Raw genomic sequence first — 21571 nt, forward strand, 5'->3', positions numbered from 1 at the left:
GGAAAATCCCAAAAAGTCTTACCTAATAAAATTGCTAGTTATTGCTGTACTAGTTTACGAACTCTTAATAGTATTTAACTTGCCAAAATATTTGGCTGAACAGGTTGGGTTCTAGTTATGTATGTAGACAGTTTTTTAGAAATATATACAACTCTTTTTGGCTGGTTATTCTATAACAATCTCTGGAATGTATTGAAAGACTCAGGTTTATTGTTACTTCCTTTCATCGGTATGGTTCTCGACCATATGGTTGAATATAAACGGGGCGTTGAAGCTGGCGATTCTGAAGAGCTCGCGCAGAAAGGATTGGCGGTCGATTTACTGATGGCTTTGGGAGTCATTATGTTGTGTGGCGTTCCATTTATGAATTTTCAAGCGACTGAGTTGGTTTTTATTCCTCCCGCTATGAATTCATCTGCTGAAGAAAGTTCTTATGATATTAACTCCGCTAATTCAACTTCAACTTATGGTCAAGGCCAGGCCTTTGGTAATTATCCGCTTGATGTAAGGGTTCCTGTTGTTTGGTGGGCAGTGCATAATATTTCAACAGGGTTGACTCATTCTGTAATGGCGGGATTGCCCTCAACGCTTGACCTACGTAGATACACCGAAATGTTAAAGGAGGTTTCTATTAAAGACCCAGAATTGCAAAAGGAACTTGGCGATTTTAAAAGAGATTGTTATACGAAAGCACTTAGTAAATATAATGAAGAGAAGCCCAATAAAACCGGTCCTTATGTTGACCAAATTGAGACAATTTTTGATGAAGAAGGAATTGAAGACCCATATTGGATGGGATCGCATGTTTTTTTAACTATACCGGGTTATTATAATTCATTACGTTCTGAGACAGTCATTGATGGTTTTCCTTTCAATCCTGTTAGAGATGTAGAGTGGGACCCATTAGACCCGAATTTGCCTGAAAATGGCCGTCCTTGGTGTGACCACTGGTGGGCTGATTCAAATATCGGGTTAAGAGATCGTGTAATAGACCAAATTTCATTCATAGAAAATCTCAGTGCGACAGTTGAGTCAGCTCTCAATTTTTCTACTCGTCAAGACTTGCTAGTAAAGGTCGCTCTCTATCAGTCTCCTATCACCTACGCGCCACGAGGTTACGATTTCGCATACGCGAATACAGGTTACGGGAACGATGGTTTTTTGGGGGGGGCACAGAATGTAGCTAAGCAAACTGTATCTAGCTTAGCTTCATTTTATGAAAGGGTTGGTAATTCTGTTAATGTCACCATGACATTGAATGCTGCTCCGATATTCCAAGCTTTATTAATGATGGTTACGATCATATTTATTCCATTCGTATTGTTTTTATCGAGATATAGTTTGTCATCAGTCTTGGCAATAGCTTGGGCTCTTTTTAGCTTCAGATTCTTGACTGCATGTTGGATGTTTGCATGGTGGATTGACCAAAACACCATAGCTGCCTTATATCCTGACACCGGTTCATTAACAAAAATACCAGTTGTAGTTAATATTGATGTCAATACCAACGAAATGCTACTGTATTTACTCAACAGCTTATATATAGCGATACCAATACTATTTACGGTAATATCTGGCTGGGCTGGATACAACGTAATTAGGGGAATGAGTTCAGGTACGCTTATGGGTGGCATGTCAAGTGCAGGTCAAAAGATGGCAAATAAAGGTATGAACGCAGCTAAAAATGCTGCTATAAAAAAATAGAGGTAACTTGTGAACATAAAATTATTCGAACTTCCGAAAGGTGATGTAATCTGTTCAACAATTGAGGAGGCCGAGTTGGAACTGGCTTCTTTATTTCAACCTGTTCGAGTTGAACTTGTTGACTGCAATGAAAAAACAATATTTGTTTTCGACCCCAAAAAAGAAAGCTTCAAAGATGCTTTATTCAGAACAAAAAAGAGAATATTTGAGAATAGAAATAAACAGCTTCCTACATACACACGGTCAAACAAGCCACATTAGTTTACCAAAAAATTGCCGTATATCTTATACGGCATATTTATCTTGATTCTAGATAAAAAACCGTAATTTATAAAATTACAGTTTAATCTGGCTCGTAACATATTTATGTGTTTTCATGGGTTTAACTAACAACTCAAGCCGAGTGTCTAATGCCAGATAGCAAGCTTATATGGGAGGGTAGGCCTTCTCAAATAATTAACTTCTTTCCATTTCTAAAAACGATTGTTTCAATTGCTTTGGTTCTTTATTGTGCACCAATAGCCAAGCAGTATATACCTGCCGAGTTTATAAAGTATCTTTCCACAAAAAACATATTGATAGTATGTGGAATAATGTTGCTATATCCACTCTGGAAATACATGACAGTTAAATACCATAAATATACCGTTAATTCGGATGCAATCTTTATTACTACCGGTGTTTTATCTTCGCAGTGCGACCCTTGCGATATGTATAAAGTTAAAGATGAAACAGTCCACAAACCAATCTATTTGCGTATTTTCGGTCTTGGTAATATCGAATTAATAACGTCAGACCACAGTACTCCACTGCTGCGTATTCGGGCTATAAAAAAGTCTGATTGGCTTCTTGGTCTAATTAGAGCAGCTAAAATAAAAGCTCGCAAAGAACATGGAGTACGAGAGTTTGATTGAAAATAAAAGGGTTAGAAAAACGAAAGGTTATTTCAAATTGTTTTTAAGTTTCTTTGTATTAACTGTAGGTTTTTTTCTATTCTACTTGTGTGAAAAATACGGGCTTTTAACCCTAATTCCCGGTGCTATTCTTGGTGGAATTGGTTTGTATACAGCTTGGTACAATATTCCATTGGCAGAGCTGGATACAAAGTCAAAAGCGGTTTCAAATAGTAAAAAAATTGAATGTATTGTTGAAGAAAAAAAGGACTAGTTTTTAAATATTTGATGAACAGGTTCTAAATTAATTTCAGCGGATAAAAAATGGAACGACATATAACAGTAGAAGGAACAAAGGCTACTCTTCATCCTTGGCAATTTGACCAAGAAAAACGAAAAATATCACATGAATCTAGCTTAACGCTTATTAAGAGTGCAATCCAAAATGGTTATGCAGACCAAGATTCATTGCTGGAAACACTCAATTATCTATGGCGTAAAAATGGAATAATGATAATGTTTTGCCAAAATAAAATTGAATTAGAGTTAGCTTTAGTTGAAATGATGACATTTCTCGTTTTGCTCAATAAAAATACACCAATTTAACTCATTAATCAATTTCATATTTAGAAATAATGTGCTGATTGAAAGGTTTCTGGATATATAAGCGAAATACACAGCCCTTTTACCAGTCATCAAAAAATTGGTAAGGCTGGCCGTTACAGTTCTGTTTATGCTCGAATCGGAGAGATCATTTTCGAGCATATGAAGACCTTTAAGCCGCCAATCAAACAGTTACGGATTAAAGTTGAGTTCGTTTGGATGATTGATCAATATTTGGCTTAAACTTAAATAGATTGTGTTTCTGAATGACTGGAAAAATGATAAACGAAAAACTTAAGAGTCGTTGGCGAAAGCAGGCCCAAAAGGCAATTCTTGATTTACTTGAAAGCCCTTTAGAAACAGATTTTGACAGTTTAATATTTGGTGACCAGATGGATAATGTCTTAGAAAATTTGAATGTGGGCTTTCCTAATATTGAAGAAAAGCCACTACAAAAATTAAGAGCAGCAAGATTAAAAATGATGGGTTATCAATTTGACCCTGAATCTCAGGTTTGGGTTGCTAATTCTCGCGGTAGGGGGTGCCTATGGTGAAAGGTGAGGCGGTATGTATTGCCCAGTGAAATGTTCCACATTGATAGCGATGCCCATAAGGTACTTATGCACACTAAGACCTTTGTGATTACATGAAATATCAATAGAGTTCAAAAAAATTTTAAAAGATAGAATTTATTTGGCTACTAATGGCGGCGAAGAAAAAATGAATAAGTTGTTAGATGATATACACGATTCAATTCTTCTTGCTAGTTCTGAAAAACTACCTGCCTTCTATTATGAAGGCGCCAGGATGCATTCCAAATGAGTGTATTTATTCTGTGTTGGGAAACAGCAATAAAAGTTGAATGGAAATTCAAAGGTCGATATATAGGGCTTTTCAGCATGAAAATTTGATTATCTCATACAATAGGTTTAAACTTTATTTTCTTAGTTCTCCTGTACTATAAAAACAGGAACATAGTTTACCGGCTCTTAAAGTCGGAATCTAACAGCCCACTCGTCGATTACCAAACGTAAATCATTGATTCCGCTTGGTGCTTTAACGTTTAATCCTGCTTCAAAATCTAAATCTCTCATCGTATCCAATAGATTTAATGTTTTAAAGACAGTTCAGAAAAGCGCATAGTCTGATTTAGGTATAATCCTTGACCAAATATATATCATTTTGAAAATCTATCAAGATGCCCTCAATGCCGTTTAGGTTTTCAGATTTGCAAAAAAACTTTGCGGTTTGTTATAATTAACCAATTGATTATTGTTGGTTTATGTAATGGGCTTTAAGAGATCGGATTATCCGAAGAACATATTTAACACATGGTTAGAATACAGAGATCAGCAACATGGCGAAACAGAAAGCTATTTAATCGAAATAATAAATGAAAAACTCGATAAAAAATTTAATAAAACAACTTTTTATCGCTGGAAAAAACAAGAGATTGCTTTATCTGATAATGTTGTTGAACAGTTTATTTATCCCGATTTGATTGATATGTTGAAATGGTTTTTCAACGAAAATGGAATAAATATAAAAGATAATGATATTAAAAAGTTAGCAGATAAATTTAAGCCTCAAATTAAACTTAACTATTTTAATTGAAAAAAATACAATACAGATATATACACTGCCACATAGGTAGCATAGATATAAAAACCCTTTGTTTTTAAGGGTTTTTATATCTAAAATCCCTTGATTTCTTCTCTCTATCCTTTTCCTAAGCGCTGTGAACTTAACAACAGGAATTAGTCAGTTGAATTATGCCCACAAGAAGATGGATAACTCGCCGCTTTTGGTGGCTCTGAGTTACCCACAATGTGGACAAATTCAACAGTGGTTTCCTATCAAACAACTTTATTTCTTTTTTGTGATATAAGAAATATTAATCCGATGAGCTGTTTATATTCATTGTGCTTTATAGTGATATTGCGTTATTGCATAAATGCGTTTTTGTGTTATAGTGATATTTCGATATAGGCTATTTACCAACAAGGGGTTATTATGTCAGAAATTGCAGATAGCATCATCAAAGAGTATCAAAGTGAGCTTGATGAAAAATTGGAAGATGATAAACATAAAATACAAGTAAGCCAGGCGATAAGTTTAGGTGGTTCTTTGTGGCGTTATTTTTCCTATTTTGTCCATGCGTTCTTTATCAACGTTGTTGTTGTAGCAACGATATATCTGGCGGTAATAGATGTTGCTACGATTGAATTGATTAAAGCGAGTAGCGCAGAAGAATTATTGCAGACTATATCGTTTTTTTTTACTGTAGTTGGTTATTTACAGTTTCTTTTAGCAGTTATTATGGGGATGTTTTTTTATAGACGGTTCTATATTGATAAGCGACAAGAGAGAATTGACCAAGATAATTATGATACCTATTTAACTGCAAAAATTGTCTCTCTAGCAGAGGAAGTTTTGAAGCGTCACGAAATAAATAAAGAGGGCTTATCGTAATGGATATACCACTTATTAATGTTGCTGATTTAACAAAACTAGTTGAATCAGGTAAAAAAATTCATGCATCTGCGGTTGCAATAGATGGTGTTGTTGATGGCTATTTTTTAGATGTCGAAATTGATAGTAAAGATAAAAAGCTTGTAAAAATTGGAGGTCAAAACAAAAGGCTTTCAACTTATCTAAGCGACAAACCGCGTCTTTTTAAGCGGGCAGATGCATTAATTAAAGAAGCAAAAAAAATCGGATTAACTTCGGTTACTTTTAATTTGGATTAGAAAAACTAAGGTGGAATTTCCTATATGGTCATATCTCATAGTACTTGTAGACCTGCGATTAACAAATAGGCTACTATATGGGAAACTAAGTTTCCTATATTAAAATATGACAAAAGAATTAGAATTTAAATGGGTGTGGAAGGCACCCAATTTAAGAAAAGTTAAGCAGGCTGATACGCTCTCTCCTGAAGAGTTCCTTGACTTAGTTATCAGGATTGATAATGAACGGGTAGATCCTTTGATAGCTCTCAGAAACCAATGTATGTTGCTTATGACATACTTTAGTTGTTTTAGAGCTATTGAAGTGAGCCAATGGAAAGTAAAAGAAGCCCTATCACCTGTTGGTAATATTTGCCAAATGACAAAATTAAGGAAAGATGCTACTAAGGGTAATTATCCAGCAATTGCACCTGTTGTGATTAAAGAACAAAGAGACTTTCTTAATAAGTGGTTTGCTGCACGAGTTAAATATAAAATTGGAATGTCTGATAATTCTAATGATGAATACCGTGGACTTGATCCAGAGAGCCACGTTTTTTTAAGTAAACATCATGGACGATGGAGGAATTTTTCTCTCACACGAAAAATCACAAAAGATAAGGAATATCATGTTGCTACAGCCGTTCAAAATTTATTAACAAAAATTTATAAAGGATATGGTTTTCCTAAAGCGTCATCGCATTCAGCTAGGCACTCGATGGGGCGTTTTGCTCAAGAGCTTTATGAAAAGAAAAGCGATCCAGATGCAAGACGGATTATACAAAATCTTTTGCATCATCGAACTGAAGAATCACAAAAGCATTATACAGAAATAAACTTCGAGCATATTCGAGAGTGTGCCAAAAAAATTATGCCAAAGCCTAAAAAAAGAGGCAGACCTAAAAAAACGGTTAATTAGAGTGGGTGGAAGTGAATGTTTTAAGCCTGTCTGTGCTGGTGGGTGCAGATATAAAATTAAGTGAGTAACAATCCAAGTTTAATATGCTGCGCATCTAACGCGGCATCCTTGCCTTGTAACTAAAAAAAGAAGTAGATATGACAAAAAAAGATTTAACAGCGGCAGAACGTAAGCGTCGAGAGCGAGAACGAATGAAAAGTGTCGGTTTAAATCGACGTGAGTTTTATGTGCATGATGATGATTTAGAAGAAGTGAAAATATTGGTTGAAAAAAAGAAAACAAAACACCTAAAAAAGCTTGATTTGTGACCGGTCACATTATATAATAAGGACAGTTAATTAAGAAACGGAAACAAACTATGGATACTAAAACTTTAAAAGAAAAATTTGAAAAAGTGGTCGATTTTTTAAAAGGTATTGGCTTCTAGCTCGGAAAAAAAAGAATTTCATTATGTTGAAGCAGTGAGGGACTTAACAGTATTTAAAGATATGCTACAAGCGCATGTTATCAAAGAAGGACCAAGTGTTTATGCATTTTTAAAGCAAGAGGGTAGTGATAGTTGCGAAGATGTTAAAGAGGTTCAGCAAGAAATGAATAATATAAAGCGTGTTGTTGTTGGTATTTGTTCAAACTATATCGCCGAAGGTTTTACCGATGATAATGCTATGAATTTTTTGAAAAAATGGAAGGGTATGAAGGGTGACAAAGCTTCTGAAGTTATGTCAAGAGAAAATTCTGTAATTTCTATATTAATTCGGCGTACTGCTGCTGAAGAAAATGGTTTGTATGTTACTTATGAACAAGTTGGAGAAAATTTCAATGTATAAGAATGTGGAAGTCAATGAAAATACAAAAAGGGTAATACTTGAATCGTTACCATTTTTTAAATTAAATTCTGATTTAATTAGTGGTTTAATGTATCAGCATTTATTTGAAAAATACCCAGAATATGTGGGTGTTTTTAATATGTCGAATCAAGAAAAAGGTACACAAAAACATAGTCTTGCTGCAAGTCTTGTTTTTTATGCCGAAAATTTTGATAACATTGATATTGTTATAGATAGACTTAGTAGAGCAATTCATTTTCATAGTGCTCATGGTATCGTTGAATCAGCTTATGAGCATATTGCAGAATCTTTGCTTTATGCAATTGGTCAAGTTTTCAAGCAGAATAATGAATCAATTTTGATTAGAGAATGGGGGAATGCTTTTTGGCGTCTAGCTAATAACATGATTGCTATAGAAAAAGCCTATTTTGATTTGAAGTCAAATCAGAATAATGGATGGGAAGGTTTTAAGCCAATGATTTTGTCATATCGTCAAAAATCTATTTATTCTAATAGTTGCATAATACGATTTTCAAATAAGGATGGTGCTCTGCTCCCGAATGTTTTGCCAGGGCAATTTGTTAACATTGTAATTCCACATTTAGTCGGTAGACGTCAATACAGACTAATTGATAATAATCCAAAATATTTCGAAATTCTCGTAAAAAAAGAAGGTATGTTTAGTAGGTCTTTATTTGATATTAATGAAGGAGGTGAGGTTTTAGTAAGTATGCCATCTGGTGGCTATGAGATTAGTTTTAATAAAAATATATTTATGTTCAGTCAAGGTATTGGTATTTCTCCGCACATTTCTTTAATACGTACGCTTATAAACAATAAAGCGGATGTTAATATGTTTCATATGTACGCATCGAAAGATGATGCAAATAACCCGTATTCTTTTTTTGTAAAAGAATTTTCAAAAATTAAAAATCTTAAAACATATTTATATTTCTCTCAAAATAATGCTGATAAAAATAAAAGGTATATAAACAAGGAATCTATTTCTAAATTGGAATTTACAGGTGATGATAGTTTTTTTATATGCGGAACACCTGACTTTTCTTATTCAGTTAAATCTTCATTGGTTTCACTAAATGTCAATGAAAATGATATTCATATTGAAAGTTTTGGGCCGTCTTTATTCAATTAAAAGTTCATTTAATTGTTTTTTATTGCACCTGATTTTTATCAGGTGTTTTATTTTATAAATAATACTTTAGTGAGGAAAAAAAATGGAAAAATTAGAAATTAGACAACTTAACCACGATGAATATTACAAAAATATTGACATGTCAGGTAAATGGGTGGTTGTATCTATTTTAAACGGATGTAAGCTTTCTGAAGCTTACCCGAGCAAGGAATTGGCTGAAATTGTAGAGAAAAACCTAAATAAAATAATAGAAAATATAGTTTTTCTCCTAAAAATTGCAAATGTTAAATCTTTCTCAAATAATGAAATAAAAAGAGCCCTCAGTGGGTGTTTATTTGAAGATTATTATATTAAATCCTGTGTTAAATTTGTTAATGCAGGTGTTTTATCTAAAGATGATTTGAAGTGATTAATGGTGTTATTTAAAATAAAAAGGAATTAATTGATTTTATTTTTTTTAAACAGTTTAGAATTTTCTATTTTGTAATAACGTCCAACGTTATTTACTCCGTACTTGAATATTTATAGCGACCATACTTCTCTGTTTAAAATAATCTACTGTTCGTAAACCATCCCGCTTAACACCCGTTCTCTCAGCTTTTAAAGCTGAGAGCTGCGGCTTACGTGATGCAGTAGATTATTTTAAACAGCTCCGTTTTTTGTTCGCAAATTCAAATACGGAGTAAATAACATGAACTTAAACTTTGACAAAATAGAAAATTCTGAACTTTTAAATAACAGCAATAAAGAAACAATCAATCAAATTTGCCACATTTTTAAGTCAAAGAACGTTTCTAAAATAACAATAAATAAAAGTATTTTTGGACAACAAAGATTATCAATACAGATTGTTTTTACCAAACCAATTTTGATCGATAATTCACTTTCGTTAGAGTTCGAAGTTCTTTCGGAACTTTCATCACTTAAATTAAATAGAATAAGATTTAATGAAAATAATATAGAGCTAAATATTTAGCTCTATATTATTTATAATGCTAGTGAATATTCACCAACACTTCCCTTAGCTGACTTTACTGTCAGCTACTTGTCTTAGGGTGCTCTTACCCACCCCTCAGTCAAGTAAAATGACGGTTTCTACTCCTATCGTCGCAGACACTCCGTAATTTTACCTGACTGATTCCCTAGCGCCTGAGTGCCTCTGTCGCGGGGCATGTGAGCAGCGCTTTTAGCGCAAACACACAAACCCTTAACGCGAATTTTTAAAAGAAGAGTAGTAAGCTGAAAGGCATTGAGAATATGGTTAATTAAGAGATTATGATAGTATTTTTATTTTTTTGGGTGTTGTTTTGCTGGAAAATTCTTAAAGCGAATATATCTCAAGTAACAGCTTGCGGGGTAATGCGTTACTATGTATAATTACAATCAGTTGGTCGGGGGAATTCGACTATTAAAACCTCGTTAAACTCTAAACTGGAGAATATAAAATGACATTTAAAGTAGAAAAAATAGAAAACGGATATGCTGCATACTTTCCTTTTGATCTTAAAGATAGCTTTAAATCTGTTTTCAAAAGCGCTAAATGGAATCGTTATAGTAAACGCTGGGAAGTTGGTCCGCGTTCCAAAAAGAGACTTGATCAATGGATGGATGAAGCTAAAGAACTAGCTAAAGATATTGAAGTTACTGAGGCGTTGGAAATGACAGAAACAGAATTATTCAACTTGCGCTCAGAACTGGAAAAAATCAAGCGTTCATTAGCAATCGAAAAAGGTATTCAAAATAAATTGTCAGAGTCGATTTGGGTTTTGAGCGAAGCGAAAAATGAATTGGACTTACTTTCAAAAAAACTTAATGATGAGAAAGTTATAACACTGCAAAAACAAGCTCAAGCTAAAGAGCTTTTAGAAAAAGCCTGTAGAATAGAAAATATACTCGACGCTCAAAGAAATATGGCAAGATTAATACATAATGTTGGCCGTGTTGCTCGCGAACAGTATGACGAACAACTGGAAATTATTAAAAAAACAAAAGAAAATTTAGCAAGTATTGGCTTAAAATCAAAAGGAATTGATGTACTTTACGATATGAATTTTAATCGACCTGATCGTGATAAACCTGATGATGTTAAATTTCATCATCTAATTGAAATTACAGAGATAGAAGATGACGAAAGCAATTAAAATTACTATTAACGGGGTAGCATTTTTGCTACCCGAATCACATTCAAACTATGAATTCCCAACTTACATTATAGAGAATAAGGAAAAAATTATTGAATACATCAATCAATCAAAAAAAATAGTAAATGATTGGCAAAATGCAAAAATTAATTCGCTTCCAGATTTATCAATATTTAAAGAAAAAACAGGGATTATCGGATTTCCATTAAACGCGCATGATGTAGAATTATATATTCTTGATAGAGACATAGATGTTGTATTTGAGATGGATTTTTGATATGCAATTTATACCAACAAATGACGTTTTTTTTCACATAACAAATCTATTAGGGATTTATAGAAACAAAAAATTAATCGCGGAAATATTCTGTGATGCAGAAGTGAAAGTTTCGAACAGTAAAATAAAATCATGGCTGATTAAAACAGGAATTCCGAATGATAATTATAGAGAAATGCCTCGTGACGCGCTCGACAAATTTATAGAACAACTTTACAAAAGAGAATTGGTAATCGAGAATGGCAAAATCAAAAGCAATGTTAATGAAAAAATTACGAGATGATAGAAAAAAACAAGGATTAGTTGACTATAGAAAATGGGTAACGCAAGAAGAAGAACAAAAACTTGATAATTATCTCAAAAAACTACGCTCTAACACTTGAGTAGTAACGCGTTACCGCGTATAATTGTAATCTGTTGGTCGGGGAACCCGACTATTAAAACCTCGTTAAACTCTAAACTGGAGAAAATAAAATGTCAGAATTAAGTATAGATGCTCAGATTAAAATTATTCGTTCGCAAGCAGAAAAAACAATTCGCACAGAGGCGAAAAAAGTCGGGTTGTTATTTAAACGAACAAATTCAAAGTTAAACGGCGCTTATCTTTGGTGCTTCGAAGATCGAGAGAACGGAAGAATTGTTTTTGATTATTGTCAATTTTGGACAGCTTATGAGAGTGTTTGTTCTGGTTTCATAGCTAGTTACAATAAAGATTTAGGATGCTTTGAAGGTTAATAAAGATAAAACGCTCTACTCTATAATTTTCAAGGCGTTAAATTTTCAATTATTGAAACGAGGGAGCTTACGATTGAAGATCTAAACCCTTTTAATTAAGAGGGAGGCTATTAAAAACATAAAAAATAGAAAGTAAATTCGATAGCTGTCAAAGCTGCAACTTTGACAACTATCTAAACATAAACACCAATAGGAGCGCAAAATGTCTAATAAAGAAATTAAACGAGATGTATATTATTGTCAAGAATATTATCATAACAAATATAATAAAAACGAAATGAAAGAAAATGAAAAATTAAAATATCTTCAGGAACTTTCAAATTGCGAACGATGCAAAAATTTTAAAAAACTAAAGGTTATTGATACTATAATAACTTATCTTGCTTCTTTTTTAATTATCGTTTCGATTCTTACAATATCGATTATTTTTTATATCTGGCAATAAGGATAAGTTATAATGAGCGACATCAATTCTAATAAAGAGCTTTTAGCAAAAATGCTGTTAATGTTAACAAACTCTAAAGATAGCGAGTTAAATTATGACGAAGAAAAGACAAGCGAGGTAATAGTTAATTTAATTCACGATTTAATAAAAAATGTTTCTGATAAAACAGATTTAACAGAATCATCAACTCAAGCATTTGGATACATAAAAGAAATTAAAAAATTTAACGATTCTTATATTGTTAATATCTCTTTGATCGCAGGAAAGAAAAATATTGATGGTAGATCTAAACTTAACTATCAATACATCAATGTTCTTGCTGATCGTAACCTGAATAACTTTTTTGGCTTTTTAAGTAAAGCAAATATTAGCGAATCAAAAAACATAAGATATAAATTTAAAATAAACAATCTTTATTTTGAACCATTTTCCCATTGTGAAAAATTAGGATTGAATACAAAAGGAATTATAAAATCAATTGAAGTTTGTTAAAAACCAAAAAAAGCCAATCCGAGTTTATTTATATTCGGATTGACTTTAACATTAACCCAAAGTCATAACCAAAAAATTATATATTCTTTGCGCATAATAAAGAACAACGATTAAAAAAAACAATGCTTGAAAAATCACGCTAAGAGCCTTTGCTACCCAGGCACCTAAAATACCACCGCCTAAAATGCCAAAAATTACCATCACTCCCTTATCAATTTCTAATATCTAGTCAACTTATTTTGTGAGATTTATATGGTTTAACGTGTGATTTATTTTTTTATTCCATATTTTATACTAGCCATTATTGGCGCGCCCATTTATAATAGAAGTATGTTTATTAACTTAAAATGGTTGATATGGCTAGAAAAATTAATGTAACAGGTATAAAAGGGTTGAGCATTGGAAGAACCAAAAATGATAGGGGATATGAATTAAGTAGATATTGTGTTACTAAACCGAGCCCTAAATCTTTTTATTTTGGAAAAAATAAACGCCAATATGATGCTTATTTAATAGCGTGTGAATATCTTATTGAGAATGGTTTACTAAACTCGACAAAAAAACATCTCAAAAAAATATACATTGAATATCGGCATGAGTATTTAATTGAATAAAGGTTATAAAAGTGAAAAAAAGAAGTAAAGAAATATTGACATCTCAAAAAAAAGCTGAAAAAAAATATGCTGAAAAAAGAAAAGGAACACCAACTTTTTCAGCAGTACGTTTTAATGATGATGATAAAATGACAGCATTGGAGAAAAAAAGCAAAATAGAAAGCATAATAGAAGATCATGGTGGAACAAGAGAAAAAGCACTCACTGATGCTTTTGAGTGCTTAAGCAATAATATTTCAAAATACCAGAAAAAAAATTGATATTTGTGATTTTATGCACACGCTTTTTCGGTTCGCAAATAATAAATTATGTTAAATAACCTGTATGTCAAATTAAATAATTGTAGATAACTAACACAAGTGTGCAGATATGTGTAATATCTGAATATCACTATCAATGGAGAAAAATTATGAAGAATTCCATGTCGCTTTTAATGATAATTCTTATTTATCTTTCGATGTCTACCGCTGTAAACTCTGCAACATTTGACAATGTTTTGAAAGTAGCCAAACAACAAAGCAACCAAAAATATAAAGTTAAAGCTATTTATTTTAATGGAAGCCCTACTCAAGCTGAGAAGTTGCTGCAACAGGTGATTATTGAACAGGCTACAGGCGATTGGGTTTATGACTCATATATAGACTTAAAAAATGAAAATGTAGATGCAAAGCTATTAGTTTTTAAGCGTAAGACTAAGAAATAACACTGATAATTGAAAACTACTTATTATTAAGCCATGTTCTCTATCGAAAGGAAGAATAAAAAATGGAAGAGTTTGGTCGAATTATTTTTATCTTTGCATCAATTTATTTGATATATCTTTTGTTATATCGGTTTGTTTTTGTTATTTACCAAAAAAAACAGCTATACCCTTCTGTTGGAGTTTCTATTAAGGAACTAGAACCAGGACAACTTAAAGATTTAGAAATAGTTTTTTTTTCTGTTCGTGGCGGGAATGTAGAATCTTGGTTTTTTGGTGATCGGAAAAAGAGGCCGGTGATAATGGTGTTTCATGGGAATTCAGGTACTTTAGAAACGAATTACCTATTCGCTTTGGAGCTCCAAAAAAAAGGTTATCACGTAATGGTAGTTGAATACCCAGGATACGGTAGAAGTACCGGAAAGCCTTCTGAAGCTTCTTTCCAAGAGCTTGTGGAGAAAGCTTTTGATTGGGTAAAAAGCAAAAAAGAGGTTAGTAATATAATAGTTTATGGAAACTCGCTAGGTGGATGCGTAGCTGGTTTATTGATAGGTAAGAAGCCAATAGATTTATTGATACTAAAATCGACATTTTCAAGTATTGCAAGATTTATTTCAAAAATGTTGTATGTCCCAAAATTTATGGTTGTAGATAAATTTGAGACTGAGAATAGAATTAAATTATTAGATAAACCAATTCTAATAATGCACTCCAAAGAAGATCAGCTTGTACCGTTTGCGCAAGCGGAAATATTACACGGTCTAGCCACTAATAGTGAATTGGCCGTATATAAAGGAAAACACGAAGGACCAGATCATATTAAAACAATTGAGATTATTTCAAAATTTATTGGAAAACATATTAACTCCGGCACTACATAGACAAATTTATTTATTAAAAAAACGGCCTATTAAGACCGTATTTTTAAGCTTATTTTATAGCGTATTCGAGCGATAACAGGTAGTGAGTGCTGTCATCAAACTTGTTCTCTACTGCAAATTTTGGGTCTACGATATAACCATAATCTCCAAAATGGGTGGTAACTTTAAACTCTACTTCCAAGTCTGAACCACCTAACTTGAATGGTAAACGAGTCACCCATTCATATCGGCGATAGGGTACTGAAGACAGTTTGCTTGAACCATAATAACCTAACATTGTAGTTCCTGCATCAAATCTATAAAGTAGATTCACTGAGCCTTTATGTTTGGCGTAAAGTGTTTCCTCAAAGAACTCTTCGGTTTCAGAATCCAGGTATCCATAAGCTAGCCTTGCCGACCATTGCTTATTTGGGTTGTATTCGGCTTGAATTTCGTACCCTTTCAATCTCGCCTCACCACCGTTCGTTAAGCTTGCAAGGTCAAAAAAATCGATTCGCTCAGAGATTAAATTGGTTAGGTCTTCGTGAAAAAGTTTTACATCGAGTTTTAAACCGATATCGCTAAAGTTTCCGTAGTAACCTATTTCTGTAGAGCGAATTTCTTCTGGTTCCAATTCATCAGCGTTTACCGAGTTAAAATAAATATAAGCTTCGCTACTGCCATCAAGTTCCTGATCTAGATTTCTTCCCAGGAAACTCCAATTCCTGTCATTTTCCATAAGGTCTGGGGTTCTAATTGAGCTAGCAGTGCTAAAACGAATCGTTTGCTCTTGTGTTAAATTGTAGTTAACAGCAATACGAGTGGAATCATAGTAATCTTCTCTTAGTCGGTTCGAATGCTCAAATATAGCACCCAAGTTTATTGAAAGATTTTCGGTAGGCTTATATTCAGCGTTTGTCATCCAGTATATGTAATCTGAAGATAGTTTGCCTGTTTCGAAGGCGTATGTCTCACTTTCAAATCTATCTACCGCAAAATGCAATCCAGTAACCAGTCTGAAATTATCTGAGTAAACATAAGTATCATTGACTTCAAAAACATATCTTTTTTCGACATAGTTTTGATTTAAATCTCCGCATAAAGGTTCATATACAGAGTTCCCCATCATAAATAGTCTCATTAGCAGAGCATCAACAAATGGCTGGTCTTCTGGTGGAACTTCAGTTGGCATAATTCCCGCAGCAAACATTGCTGCCAATTCGGGGTTTGCGAAATGTAAGTCTCTTAGCTCAGATACCCAGGCCAATGTAGGTGGACAGGTTCGCCATTCCTGCTTGCGATCCATTCTTATGTATTTAAATGAAAGATCCATTCGGTTTTTATTGTTTATATCAAACGCTAAACCTGCATGAGAAATCAAATCCTCTACTTCGATATGAGGATATTCTTGCTGGTAAGGATCTGCATATTCATTTGCTATGTCGCCCGTTGAATAGAAAACACCGGTATTTAGTTCCGTACCCCCATCAAACATTGTATTGCTTTTCCAGGAAATGCGATCTATTGAATGTGCATCTTGACGATCAATAGCAAGATAGTTTTCGTCATACCCTTCGCCTTCATCGTGGCTTATCGCTACTCGATAACTTGTGTCACCGAAACTACCGCCTTTTGACAACCCTACCATTGAAGTATCCAGCGAACCGTAACTTAAGAAACCGTTGATTCCCTGTGTTTTTGATGTGTGTTTAGTTATGATGTTTACTACTGCAAAAAATGAGTTTGCACCGTAAGTAGTGCCAGATGGAGTTCTAGTTACAACTATTTTTTCTACTTGGTCGATAAGTACGGGTATTTGCATCCAGTCGACACTTGCTAAGCCATAACGATAAATTGAAACTCCATCGATTAGCACCTGCATTCTTCTTGGTGACAGGCCATTAGTCCCGTGGTATGAAATTCTATAATCATTTCCACTAGCTTTTGCTACAGCCATTCCAGGAACAAGCTCTAAAGCGTCAGGCACTCTTTTTATTCCGTACTGTTTTAGTTGTTCACTTGTTATTATTGTTACGCTAGCAGGCACATCTTTTATTGGCTGTTTTAGTTTTGTTGCGGTTATAATTGACTCTATACTTTCTAGCTCATTAAATTCAATATCTTCTATTTCTGAAGAGTAAGCATTGTTAGCTAATACAAGTAATGTACCTAATAAAAACATGGTCTTTCTCATAATTTCCCTTTTGCTAAATTTTTGTCCGTAGGACTCAAGTTGTGGAGAAAAATTTTAACACGATAAGACGATAATCGATATGTGAACCAATAGATCTTTTCTGTATGTTATTTATTCTTTTTTCTTATAAGAATTTAACGATTTCAATTAAATGGAATAAGAACAATATTCTTTCTCTGTGTGCGATTATATGTTGGCTTTTTCTTGATGTGTTTTAATTTGTTTTAGGATGAAATCTATTGTTGTTTGTGTGTAGGGTTTTGTTAAGAAGGCATTGAACCCCCCTTTTAAACATTGCTCTTTATTTCTCACTGATGCGTCAGCGCTTAGTGCTATTATTAAAGAGTTTTTATTATTTTCTTTTTCCCACTTTCTGACTTGAGAAACAAATTTATAACCGTTTAGTATAGGCATGGCACAATCAACAATTAACGCATCAAATGATTGTCTTTTGTATCGTTGTAAACCTTCCTTTCCATTTTCTGCCGTTATTAAATTTATTCCAGCGCGACTACAATACATTTGGAAAATATGACGATTGATTGACGAGTCCTCAACATATAGTAATGTCGGCGGTTTGATTAATTTCTTACTGAACTGTCTTGCCTTTGCCTCTATTTCTATTTCTAGCTCAGCTTGCGGCAGAAGAACTTCAAACCTAAATATGGAGCCTTTAGCTAGTTCTGATTTTTCAAGCCATAGCTTACCGTTCATAGATTCACTAATTCTTTTGGCAATCGTTAGACCGGTTCCCAGTCCAGCCGCCCGTTTATCGGTCGGGTTTTCTCCTATATGAAAGAGGTTAAATATTGAAACTTGTTCTTCACTATTTATACCAATGCCGCTATCTATTACAGATAGTTGCACTCTTACATCATTACTGTATTTAGTTAGTCTGACGTCAATTTTTATGCGTCCGTTTTCTGTAAAACGGATCGCGTTATCCGTTAGAGCGTTAAAGATTTGGCTTATTCTTATCCAGTCACCCTTTACAAAAATCCCTTCTTTATCATCATCACCTGATACTACTTTCTCATAACTAATATTTTTACTCTTAATTCGAGGTTCGTAGCTTTCTAAGAGCGACTTAACTGAACGAGTTAAATTGAATGCTGTTTCTCGTAAAGATATATCTTGATACATATCCTGAACACTTTCTAAAACATCATTGACCATTTCGGTTAATATCGATGAACTCTGTTTGGTTATATCAAGGCAAGATACCGAATCTTTGAAGTTGCTTACTACTTTATCAAGATCATTTTTAATATTGATTGGAGAGTTTCTTTTAATTTCCATCAACTGCATTAGTAGTCCAGATAGGCTCTGTTCAAGCAAGTCAACACCGGATACTACGCCCGTTAATGGAGTACGCATTTCGTGAGAAATATTTTTAACAAATATATCTTTTTGCTCGTTAGCTTTGTCAGCGGCTTCCCTCGCGCTTGTTGCTATCATTACTTGATTTTCAAGTTCTTTCGCTTTTTGCTCTAGTGACTGTTTGTCTAGCTTAATTTGATTTGTTTGCTCAATTATTTTTTCCGCAGCGTCAGCTAAAGCGCTGTTTATTTTTACTATTTCCTTGTCACCTTCTGTAATTCCATCTTTCCAGGAAAGCTCACCTTTTTCAAAGTCCATTATATTTCTAACCACTTCAGTAAGCGGCTTACTATAGGACTTATATAGAGCTACAAATAAAGGCCAGCAGACAATAAAAGTTATCATTAACAATAATGATGAGTTAGTAAGCACGTTTAATAGCGATTCTCCATGAATGCTATCTTCGTCAATAACATAAAGAATACTACCAAGGTATTTAGCTTCGCCCTCTGATAACTCTTCTCCAAAATCAATATCACTATTTTTATTAACTACTGTGTAGTTATGGAAGATTTGCTTTACATACCTATTTTCATTTGTGTTGTTTTTACTTTCGTTAATCGATATGAATGCTTTGTTTTCGTGATCCAAAACAGCAACACTTTTCAATTCTGTTTCATCTATCAGTATCTTTGCTAAAGTTTCTAGATCTGCCTTAACCCCTCTTCTGAGTGCTTGAGAGGAAGCATTTGAAAGAGCGCTTTCGACTGTGGTTTTTAGCTCTATTAATCTTGCTTCTGTTATTGCTTTATAGTTTGAATACGTTACAACAGAGTAAATAACACTGAAAATAAACGCTGGTAGAAGGAATATTAAAAGCGACCTACCTTTAAGAGTTAGGTTATTTTGGAGTAACTTGGTAAGCATCGCGATCATTTATCTTACCCCACCAATTATTAGTTCAATATTGCTCTGTACTTCCTGTTCGCTTCTACCTTTTAAATCTAATGAGCGAAGAATGTACTTATTAATAGCTACTTTAAATTTTTGAGTGTAGGCTGGCTCTTTCAGTTTTTTTTCGGATTCTAGCTTGTTGAAAATGGAAATTATCGAAAAAGCTATATTCTCAATCGTAGAGTAAGTAGTAGCCATTCCACCTTTAGATACTAAACCTTTGCTATATCCAATAACGCCCTGCTTGTTAATTTCGTAACTGCCCAGGAGAATCTTATCAAGACTTACTTTATCGAATAACTCCCTATCTTTTTCTAGAATCAACGTACTTGATTCTTTGGTTCTATTAATAAAATCAACGTAGGAATCTATATCTTTGGTTTCTACTATGTCCAAATTTACATTGAGTAATATGGCCGATTCTTTATATCTTTTTGTTACGCTAGAATCTTTAGATCTAACTAAAACGGGTTTGGTATTCTCACCTAATATAATTTTTATTAATGCTAATTGTTTTAACGGGTCTGGCTCAGAAAATATAGCGGTTACTTGTCTTTCTGTTTTTGTTGGTTTTATTTTTTCAAACTCATCCGGTGAAACAAAGACACTGATAATTGGCGTAGTACCATTACCACGAATTGATTCCAGAAACGCTTTTCTACCAATAGTTATAATTACGCCATTTTCTTTTAAAAAACTGGCACTTTTTGCAGAAATTACATCTATTGGTAAATCTGTTAGTTTTTGGGATTCGAGTTTTAATTGTTGGGTTAACTTTTGACCTCGCTCACCAATATCATCTGTCTGAGCAATGAATATGTGGTTTGCTGTTGCTGTTTTAGTAAGAAAAAAAATTACAATAACTGAGGCTTTTAAAAAAAACCTCAGTACGTCATGCTTTTTTATTTGTCTGAAATCTAGCAATTTTATATATTTTTCATTGTTATTGCCCCGGTCTCAGAAAATACGTGGCTTGTAATAAAAGTATCACACAATTATACTGTAAGTATTTAATTAACACATTGATTATTTTAACATATAATACTAGTTACATTTTTTAAGAACCTTAACTTATCAGATCAAGGAATCACAGTGCAATCTACTGTCATTGACATTAAGCAATCTTTGAAAGCTGATTTTGATGCTACTGAAGATGCTCATGTTTCCGAAATATATGATGGCTTCTCTAAGCGTTTCAACAGGCTTATTGATATAAGTGATGCGGAAGTCCCTCCTATTGACGGTGGACGAGTCTCTTTTTTAGCTGAATTGTTTGGTGCTAGCAAACCTGCAACCTCGGATTGGTTAAGTAAAGACAAGCCACCAAAGGATGGTAGTCAGCGTGATCGCTCAGGTGAGGCAACATTGTTTAGGATTGTTGGTTTCTTTTTAAAACATATCCAAAACGGTGATTCTATTGTTCCGGCCAGGGTGGTAACTTGGTTACGCTATGGTGATAGCGTTATTCCGTGTCCATTTACGTCAACAGTTAATGATGTGACCTTTCGCAAGCTTTCTCCAATTGCAGCTAGCGTTATTGCCCAAGAGTCTAAAACCCTATATTTGAATACCGCAGATTACGATTTTGCAGAAGTAATGAAGCAGACAGTTAAGATGCTTGTTAATTTTGAAATTTCACAAGAGGTTGATATTTCTGACACTCATCGAGTTATTATCCAACAATATCTCTTGAATAACACAAAATAAACTCGTCACAGAAATTTCTGTAAGTTATTTTTTAACATTACGCACATTTTTTTTATCAGAACAACACTAAACACTGTTGACAAAGTGTTTTTATACCTTATCATTGAGTTTCAGTTAGTTTATTTCTTACTGCATGCTTACAGGGAGCGGAAATGTAATATCGCTTTAGTGTGAGAGAAATTCGATAACATATCTTTGGGTGGGGTTTGTGATGTGTGTCACGTTTTATGCTTTTTTGATACTAAACTAACTCTTACCAAATTTTAAAATGTAGTTGACATCTACATTTTAAGGCTTGCTCGAA

General features: G+C 33.6%; 28 protein-coding genes. 24 read left to right on the forward strand and 4 right to left on the reverse strand.

The features are described 5' to 3' along the window. Nucleotides 1-117 precede the first annotated feature (117 nt). The 20 genes from ABVT42_RS19225 (at nucleotide 118) to ABVT42_RS19320 (ending at nucleotide 12918) form a co-directional block, all read left to right on the forward strand. Entirely contained in the window at nucleotides 118-1704 is a 1587-nt protein-coding gene (locus tag ABVT42_RS19225; RefSeq protein ID WP_353897539.1) for a conjugal transfer protein TraG N-terminal domain-containing protein, read from the forward strand. Nucleotides 1705-2114: 410 nt separating this feature from the next. Then, nucleotides 2115-2618, forward strand: a complete 504-nt coding sequence (locus tag ABVT42_RS19230) for a PH domain-containing protein (RefSeq protein ID WP_353897540.1) — start codon at nucleotides 2115-2117, stop codon at nucleotides 2616-2618. Next, nucleotides 2611-2871 carry a hypothetical protein gene (locus ABVT42_RS19235; RefSeq protein ID WP_353897541.1) on the forward strand — a complete coding sequence of 87 codons (261 nt, stop codon included), beginning with the start codon at nucleotides 2611-2613 and terminating at the stop codon, nucleotides 2869-2871. Before ABVT42_RS19230 ends, ABVT42_RS19235 begins: the two co-directional genes overlap by 8 nt. Nucleotides 2872-2921: 50 nt before the next feature. After that, entirely contained in the window at nucleotides 2922-3203 is a 282-nt protein-coding gene (locus ABVT42_RS19240; RefSeq protein WP_353897542.1) for a hypothetical protein, read from the forward strand. A gap of 275 nt (nucleotides 3204-3478) precedes the next feature. Beyond that, nucleotides 3479-3754 (forward strand): hypothetical protein, encoded by a 276-nt coding sequence (locus ABVT42_RS19245; protein ID WP_353897543.1) that lies wholly within the window; start codon nucleotides 3479-3481, stop codon nucleotides 3752-3754. Between the two features lie 733 nt (nucleotides 3755-4487). Next, a complete protein-coding gene (locus ABVT42_RS19250) occupies nucleotides 4488-4814 on the forward strand; it encodes a hypothetical protein (RefSeq protein ID WP_353897544.1) in 327 nt (108 codons plus the stop codon). Between the two features lie 399 nt (nucleotides 4815-5213). Continuing rightward, entirely contained in the window at nucleotides 5214-5672 is a 459-nt protein-coding gene (locus ABVT42_RS19255) for a hypothetical protein (RefSeq protein ID WP_353897545.1), read from the forward strand. Further along, nucleotides 5672-5950: a hypothetical protein gene (locus ABVT42_RS19260; RefSeq protein WP_353897546.1), complete on the forward strand. Its 279-nt coding sequence runs from the start codon at nucleotides 5672-5674 to the stop codon at nucleotides 5948-5950. The genes ABVT42_RS19255 and ABVT42_RS19260 overlap by 1 nt, the downstream gene beginning before the upstream one ends. Nucleotides 5951-6056: 106 nt before the next feature. Then, complete coding sequence (locus ABVT42_RS19265; RefSeq protein WP_353897547.1) at nucleotides 6057-6848, forward strand: tyrosine-type recombinase/integrase; 792 nt, start codon at nucleotides 6057-6059, stop codon at nucleotides 6846-6848. A 137-nt stretch (nucleotides 6849-6985) separates the two neighbouring features. Beyond that, nucleotides 6986-7156, forward strand: coding sequence for a hypothetical protein (locus ABVT42_RS19270; protein WP_353897548.1), 171 nt, complete (start codon nucleotides 6986-6988; stop codon nucleotides 7154-7156). Between the two features lie 108 nt (nucleotides 7157-7264). Continuing rightward, nucleotides 7265-7675 carry a hypothetical protein gene (locus ABVT42_RS19275; RefSeq protein ID WP_353897549.1) on the forward strand — a complete coding sequence of 137 codons (411 nt, stop codon included), beginning with the start codon at nucleotides 7265-7267 and terminating at the stop codon, nucleotides 7673-7675. After that, the gene (locus tag ABVT42_RS19280; RefSeq protein ID WP_353897550.1) at nucleotides 7668-8828 is read left to right on the forward strand and encodes an NO-inducible flavohemoprotein; all 1161 of its coding nucleotides are present in this window, start codon (nucleotides 7668-7670) and stop codon (nucleotides 8826-8828) included. Before ABVT42_RS19275 ends, ABVT42_RS19280 begins: the two co-directional genes overlap by 8 nt. Before the next feature lie 82 nt (nucleotides 8829-8910). After that, a complete protein-coding gene (locus ABVT42_RS19285; RefSeq protein ID WP_353897551.1) occupies nucleotides 8911-9237 on the forward strand; it encodes a hypothetical protein in 327 nt (108 codons plus the stop codon). 282 nt (nucleotides 9238-9519) lie between these two features. Continuing rightward, the gene (locus ABVT42_RS19290) at nucleotides 9520-9804 is read left to right on the forward strand and encodes a hypothetical protein (protein ID WP_353897552.1); all 285 of its coding nucleotides are present in this window, start codon (nucleotides 9520-9522) and stop codon (nucleotides 9802-9804) included. Between the two features lie 469 nt (nucleotides 9805-10273). After that, the gene (locus ABVT42_RS19295) at nucleotides 10274-10969 is read left to right on the forward strand and encodes a hypothetical protein (protein WP_353897553.1); all 696 of its coding nucleotides are present in this window, start codon (nucleotides 10274-10276) and stop codon (nucleotides 10967-10969) included. Continuing rightward, nucleotides 10953-11246, forward strand: a complete 294-nt coding sequence (locus ABVT42_RS19300) for a hypothetical protein (RefSeq protein ID WP_353897554.1) — start codon at nucleotides 10953-10955, stop codon at nucleotides 11244-11246. Before ABVT42_RS19295 ends, ABVT42_RS19300 begins: the two co-directional genes overlap by 17 nt. Nucleotides 11247-11485: 239 nt before the next feature. Continuing rightward, complete coding sequence (locus ABVT42_RS19305; RefSeq protein ID WP_353897555.1) at nucleotides 11486-11629, forward strand: hypothetical protein; 144 nt, start codon at nucleotides 11486-11488, stop codon at nucleotides 11627-11629. Nucleotides 11630-11720: 91 nt separating this feature from the next. After that, nucleotides 11721-11981, forward strand: coding sequence for a hypothetical protein (locus tag ABVT42_RS19310; protein ID WP_353897556.1), 261 nt, complete (start codon nucleotides 11721-11723; stop codon nucleotides 11979-11981). A gap of 202 nt (nucleotides 11982-12183) precedes the next feature. Further along, on the forward strand, nucleotides 12184-12426 hold the full coding sequence (locus ABVT42_RS19315) for a hypothetical protein (protein WP_353897557.1): 243 nt from the start codon (nucleotides 12184-12186) through the stop codon (nucleotides 12424-12426). A gap of 12 nt (nucleotides 12427-12438) precedes the next feature. Then, nucleotides 12439-12918 carry a hypothetical protein gene (locus ABVT42_RS19320; RefSeq protein WP_353897558.1) on the forward strand — a complete coding sequence of 160 codons (480 nt, stop codon included), beginning with the start codon at nucleotides 12439-12441 and terminating at the stop codon, nucleotides 12916-12918. A gap of 51 nt (nucleotides 12919-12969) precedes the next feature. Here ABVT42_RS19320 and ABVT42_RS19325 read toward each other — a convergent pair whose 3' ends face one another. Then, nucleotides 12970-13122: a hypothetical protein gene (locus ABVT42_RS19325; RefSeq protein ID WP_353897559.1), complete on the reverse strand. Its 153-nt coding sequence runs from the start codon at nucleotides 13120-13122 to the stop codon at nucleotides 12970-12972. A 421-nt stretch (nucleotides 13123-13543) separates the two neighbouring features. On the opposite strand from ABVT42_RS19325, the gene ABVT42_RS19330 reads away from it, so the two are divergent. From ABVT42_RS19330 to ABVT42_RS19340, 3 genes are all read left to right on the forward strand, one after another. After that, complete coding sequence (locus ABVT42_RS19330; protein ID WP_353897560.1) at nucleotides 13544-13792, forward strand: hypothetical protein; 249 nt, start codon at nucleotides 13544-13546, stop codon at nucleotides 13790-13792. 149 nt (nucleotides 13793-13941) lie between these two features. Then, nucleotides 13942-14235: a hypothetical protein gene (locus ABVT42_RS19335; RefSeq protein WP_353897561.1), complete on the forward strand. Its 294-nt coding sequence runs from the start codon at nucleotides 13942-13944 to the stop codon at nucleotides 14233-14235. 62 nt (nucleotides 14236-14297) lie between these two features. Next, the gene (locus tag ABVT42_RS19340) at nucleotides 14298-15113 is read left to right on the forward strand and encodes an alpha/beta hydrolase (protein WP_353897562.1); all 816 of its coding nucleotides are present in this window, start codon (nucleotides 14298-14300) and stop codon (nucleotides 15111-15113) included. Between the two features lie 49 nt (nucleotides 15114-15162). Here ABVT42_RS19340 and ABVT42_RS19345 read toward each other — a convergent pair whose 3' ends face one another. The 3 genes from ABVT42_RS19345 to ABVT42_RS19355 form a co-directional block, all read right to left on the reverse strand. Continuing rightward, nucleotides 15163-17286 (reverse strand): TonB-dependent receptor plug domain-containing protein, encoded by a 2124-nt coding sequence (locus tag ABVT42_RS19345; protein WP_353897563.1) that lies wholly within the window; start codon nucleotides 17284-17286, stop codon nucleotides 15163-15165. A gap of 186 nt (nucleotides 17287-17472) precedes the next feature. Beyond that, nucleotides 17473-19542: an ATP-binding protein gene (locus ABVT42_RS19350; RefSeq protein WP_353897564.1), complete on the reverse strand. Its 2070-nt coding sequence runs from the start codon at nucleotides 19540-19542 to the stop codon at nucleotides 17473-17475. Then, a complete protein-coding gene (locus tag ABVT42_RS19355) occupies nucleotides 19543-20484 on the reverse strand; it encodes a hypothetical protein (protein ID WP_353897565.1) in 942 nt (313 codons plus the stop codon). It lies immediately after the preceding gene. 168 nt (nucleotides 20485-20652) lie between these two features. Here ABVT42_RS19355 and ABVT42_RS19360 point away from each other — a divergent pair, with 168 nt between their 5' ends. Beyond that, nucleotides 20653-21267 carry a hypothetical protein gene (locus ABVT42_RS19360; RefSeq protein ID WP_353897566.1) on the forward strand — a complete coding sequence of 205 codons (615 nt, stop codon included), beginning with the start codon at nucleotides 20653-20655 and terminating at the stop codon, nucleotides 21265-21267. Nucleotides 21268-21571 lie beyond the last annotated feature (304 nt).

This window comes from Aliikangiella maris, from assembly GCF_040719265.1.
Taxonomy (GTDB): Bacteria; Pseudomonadota; Gammaproteobacteria; order Enterobacterales; family Kangiellaceae; genus Aliikangiella; species Aliikangiella maris.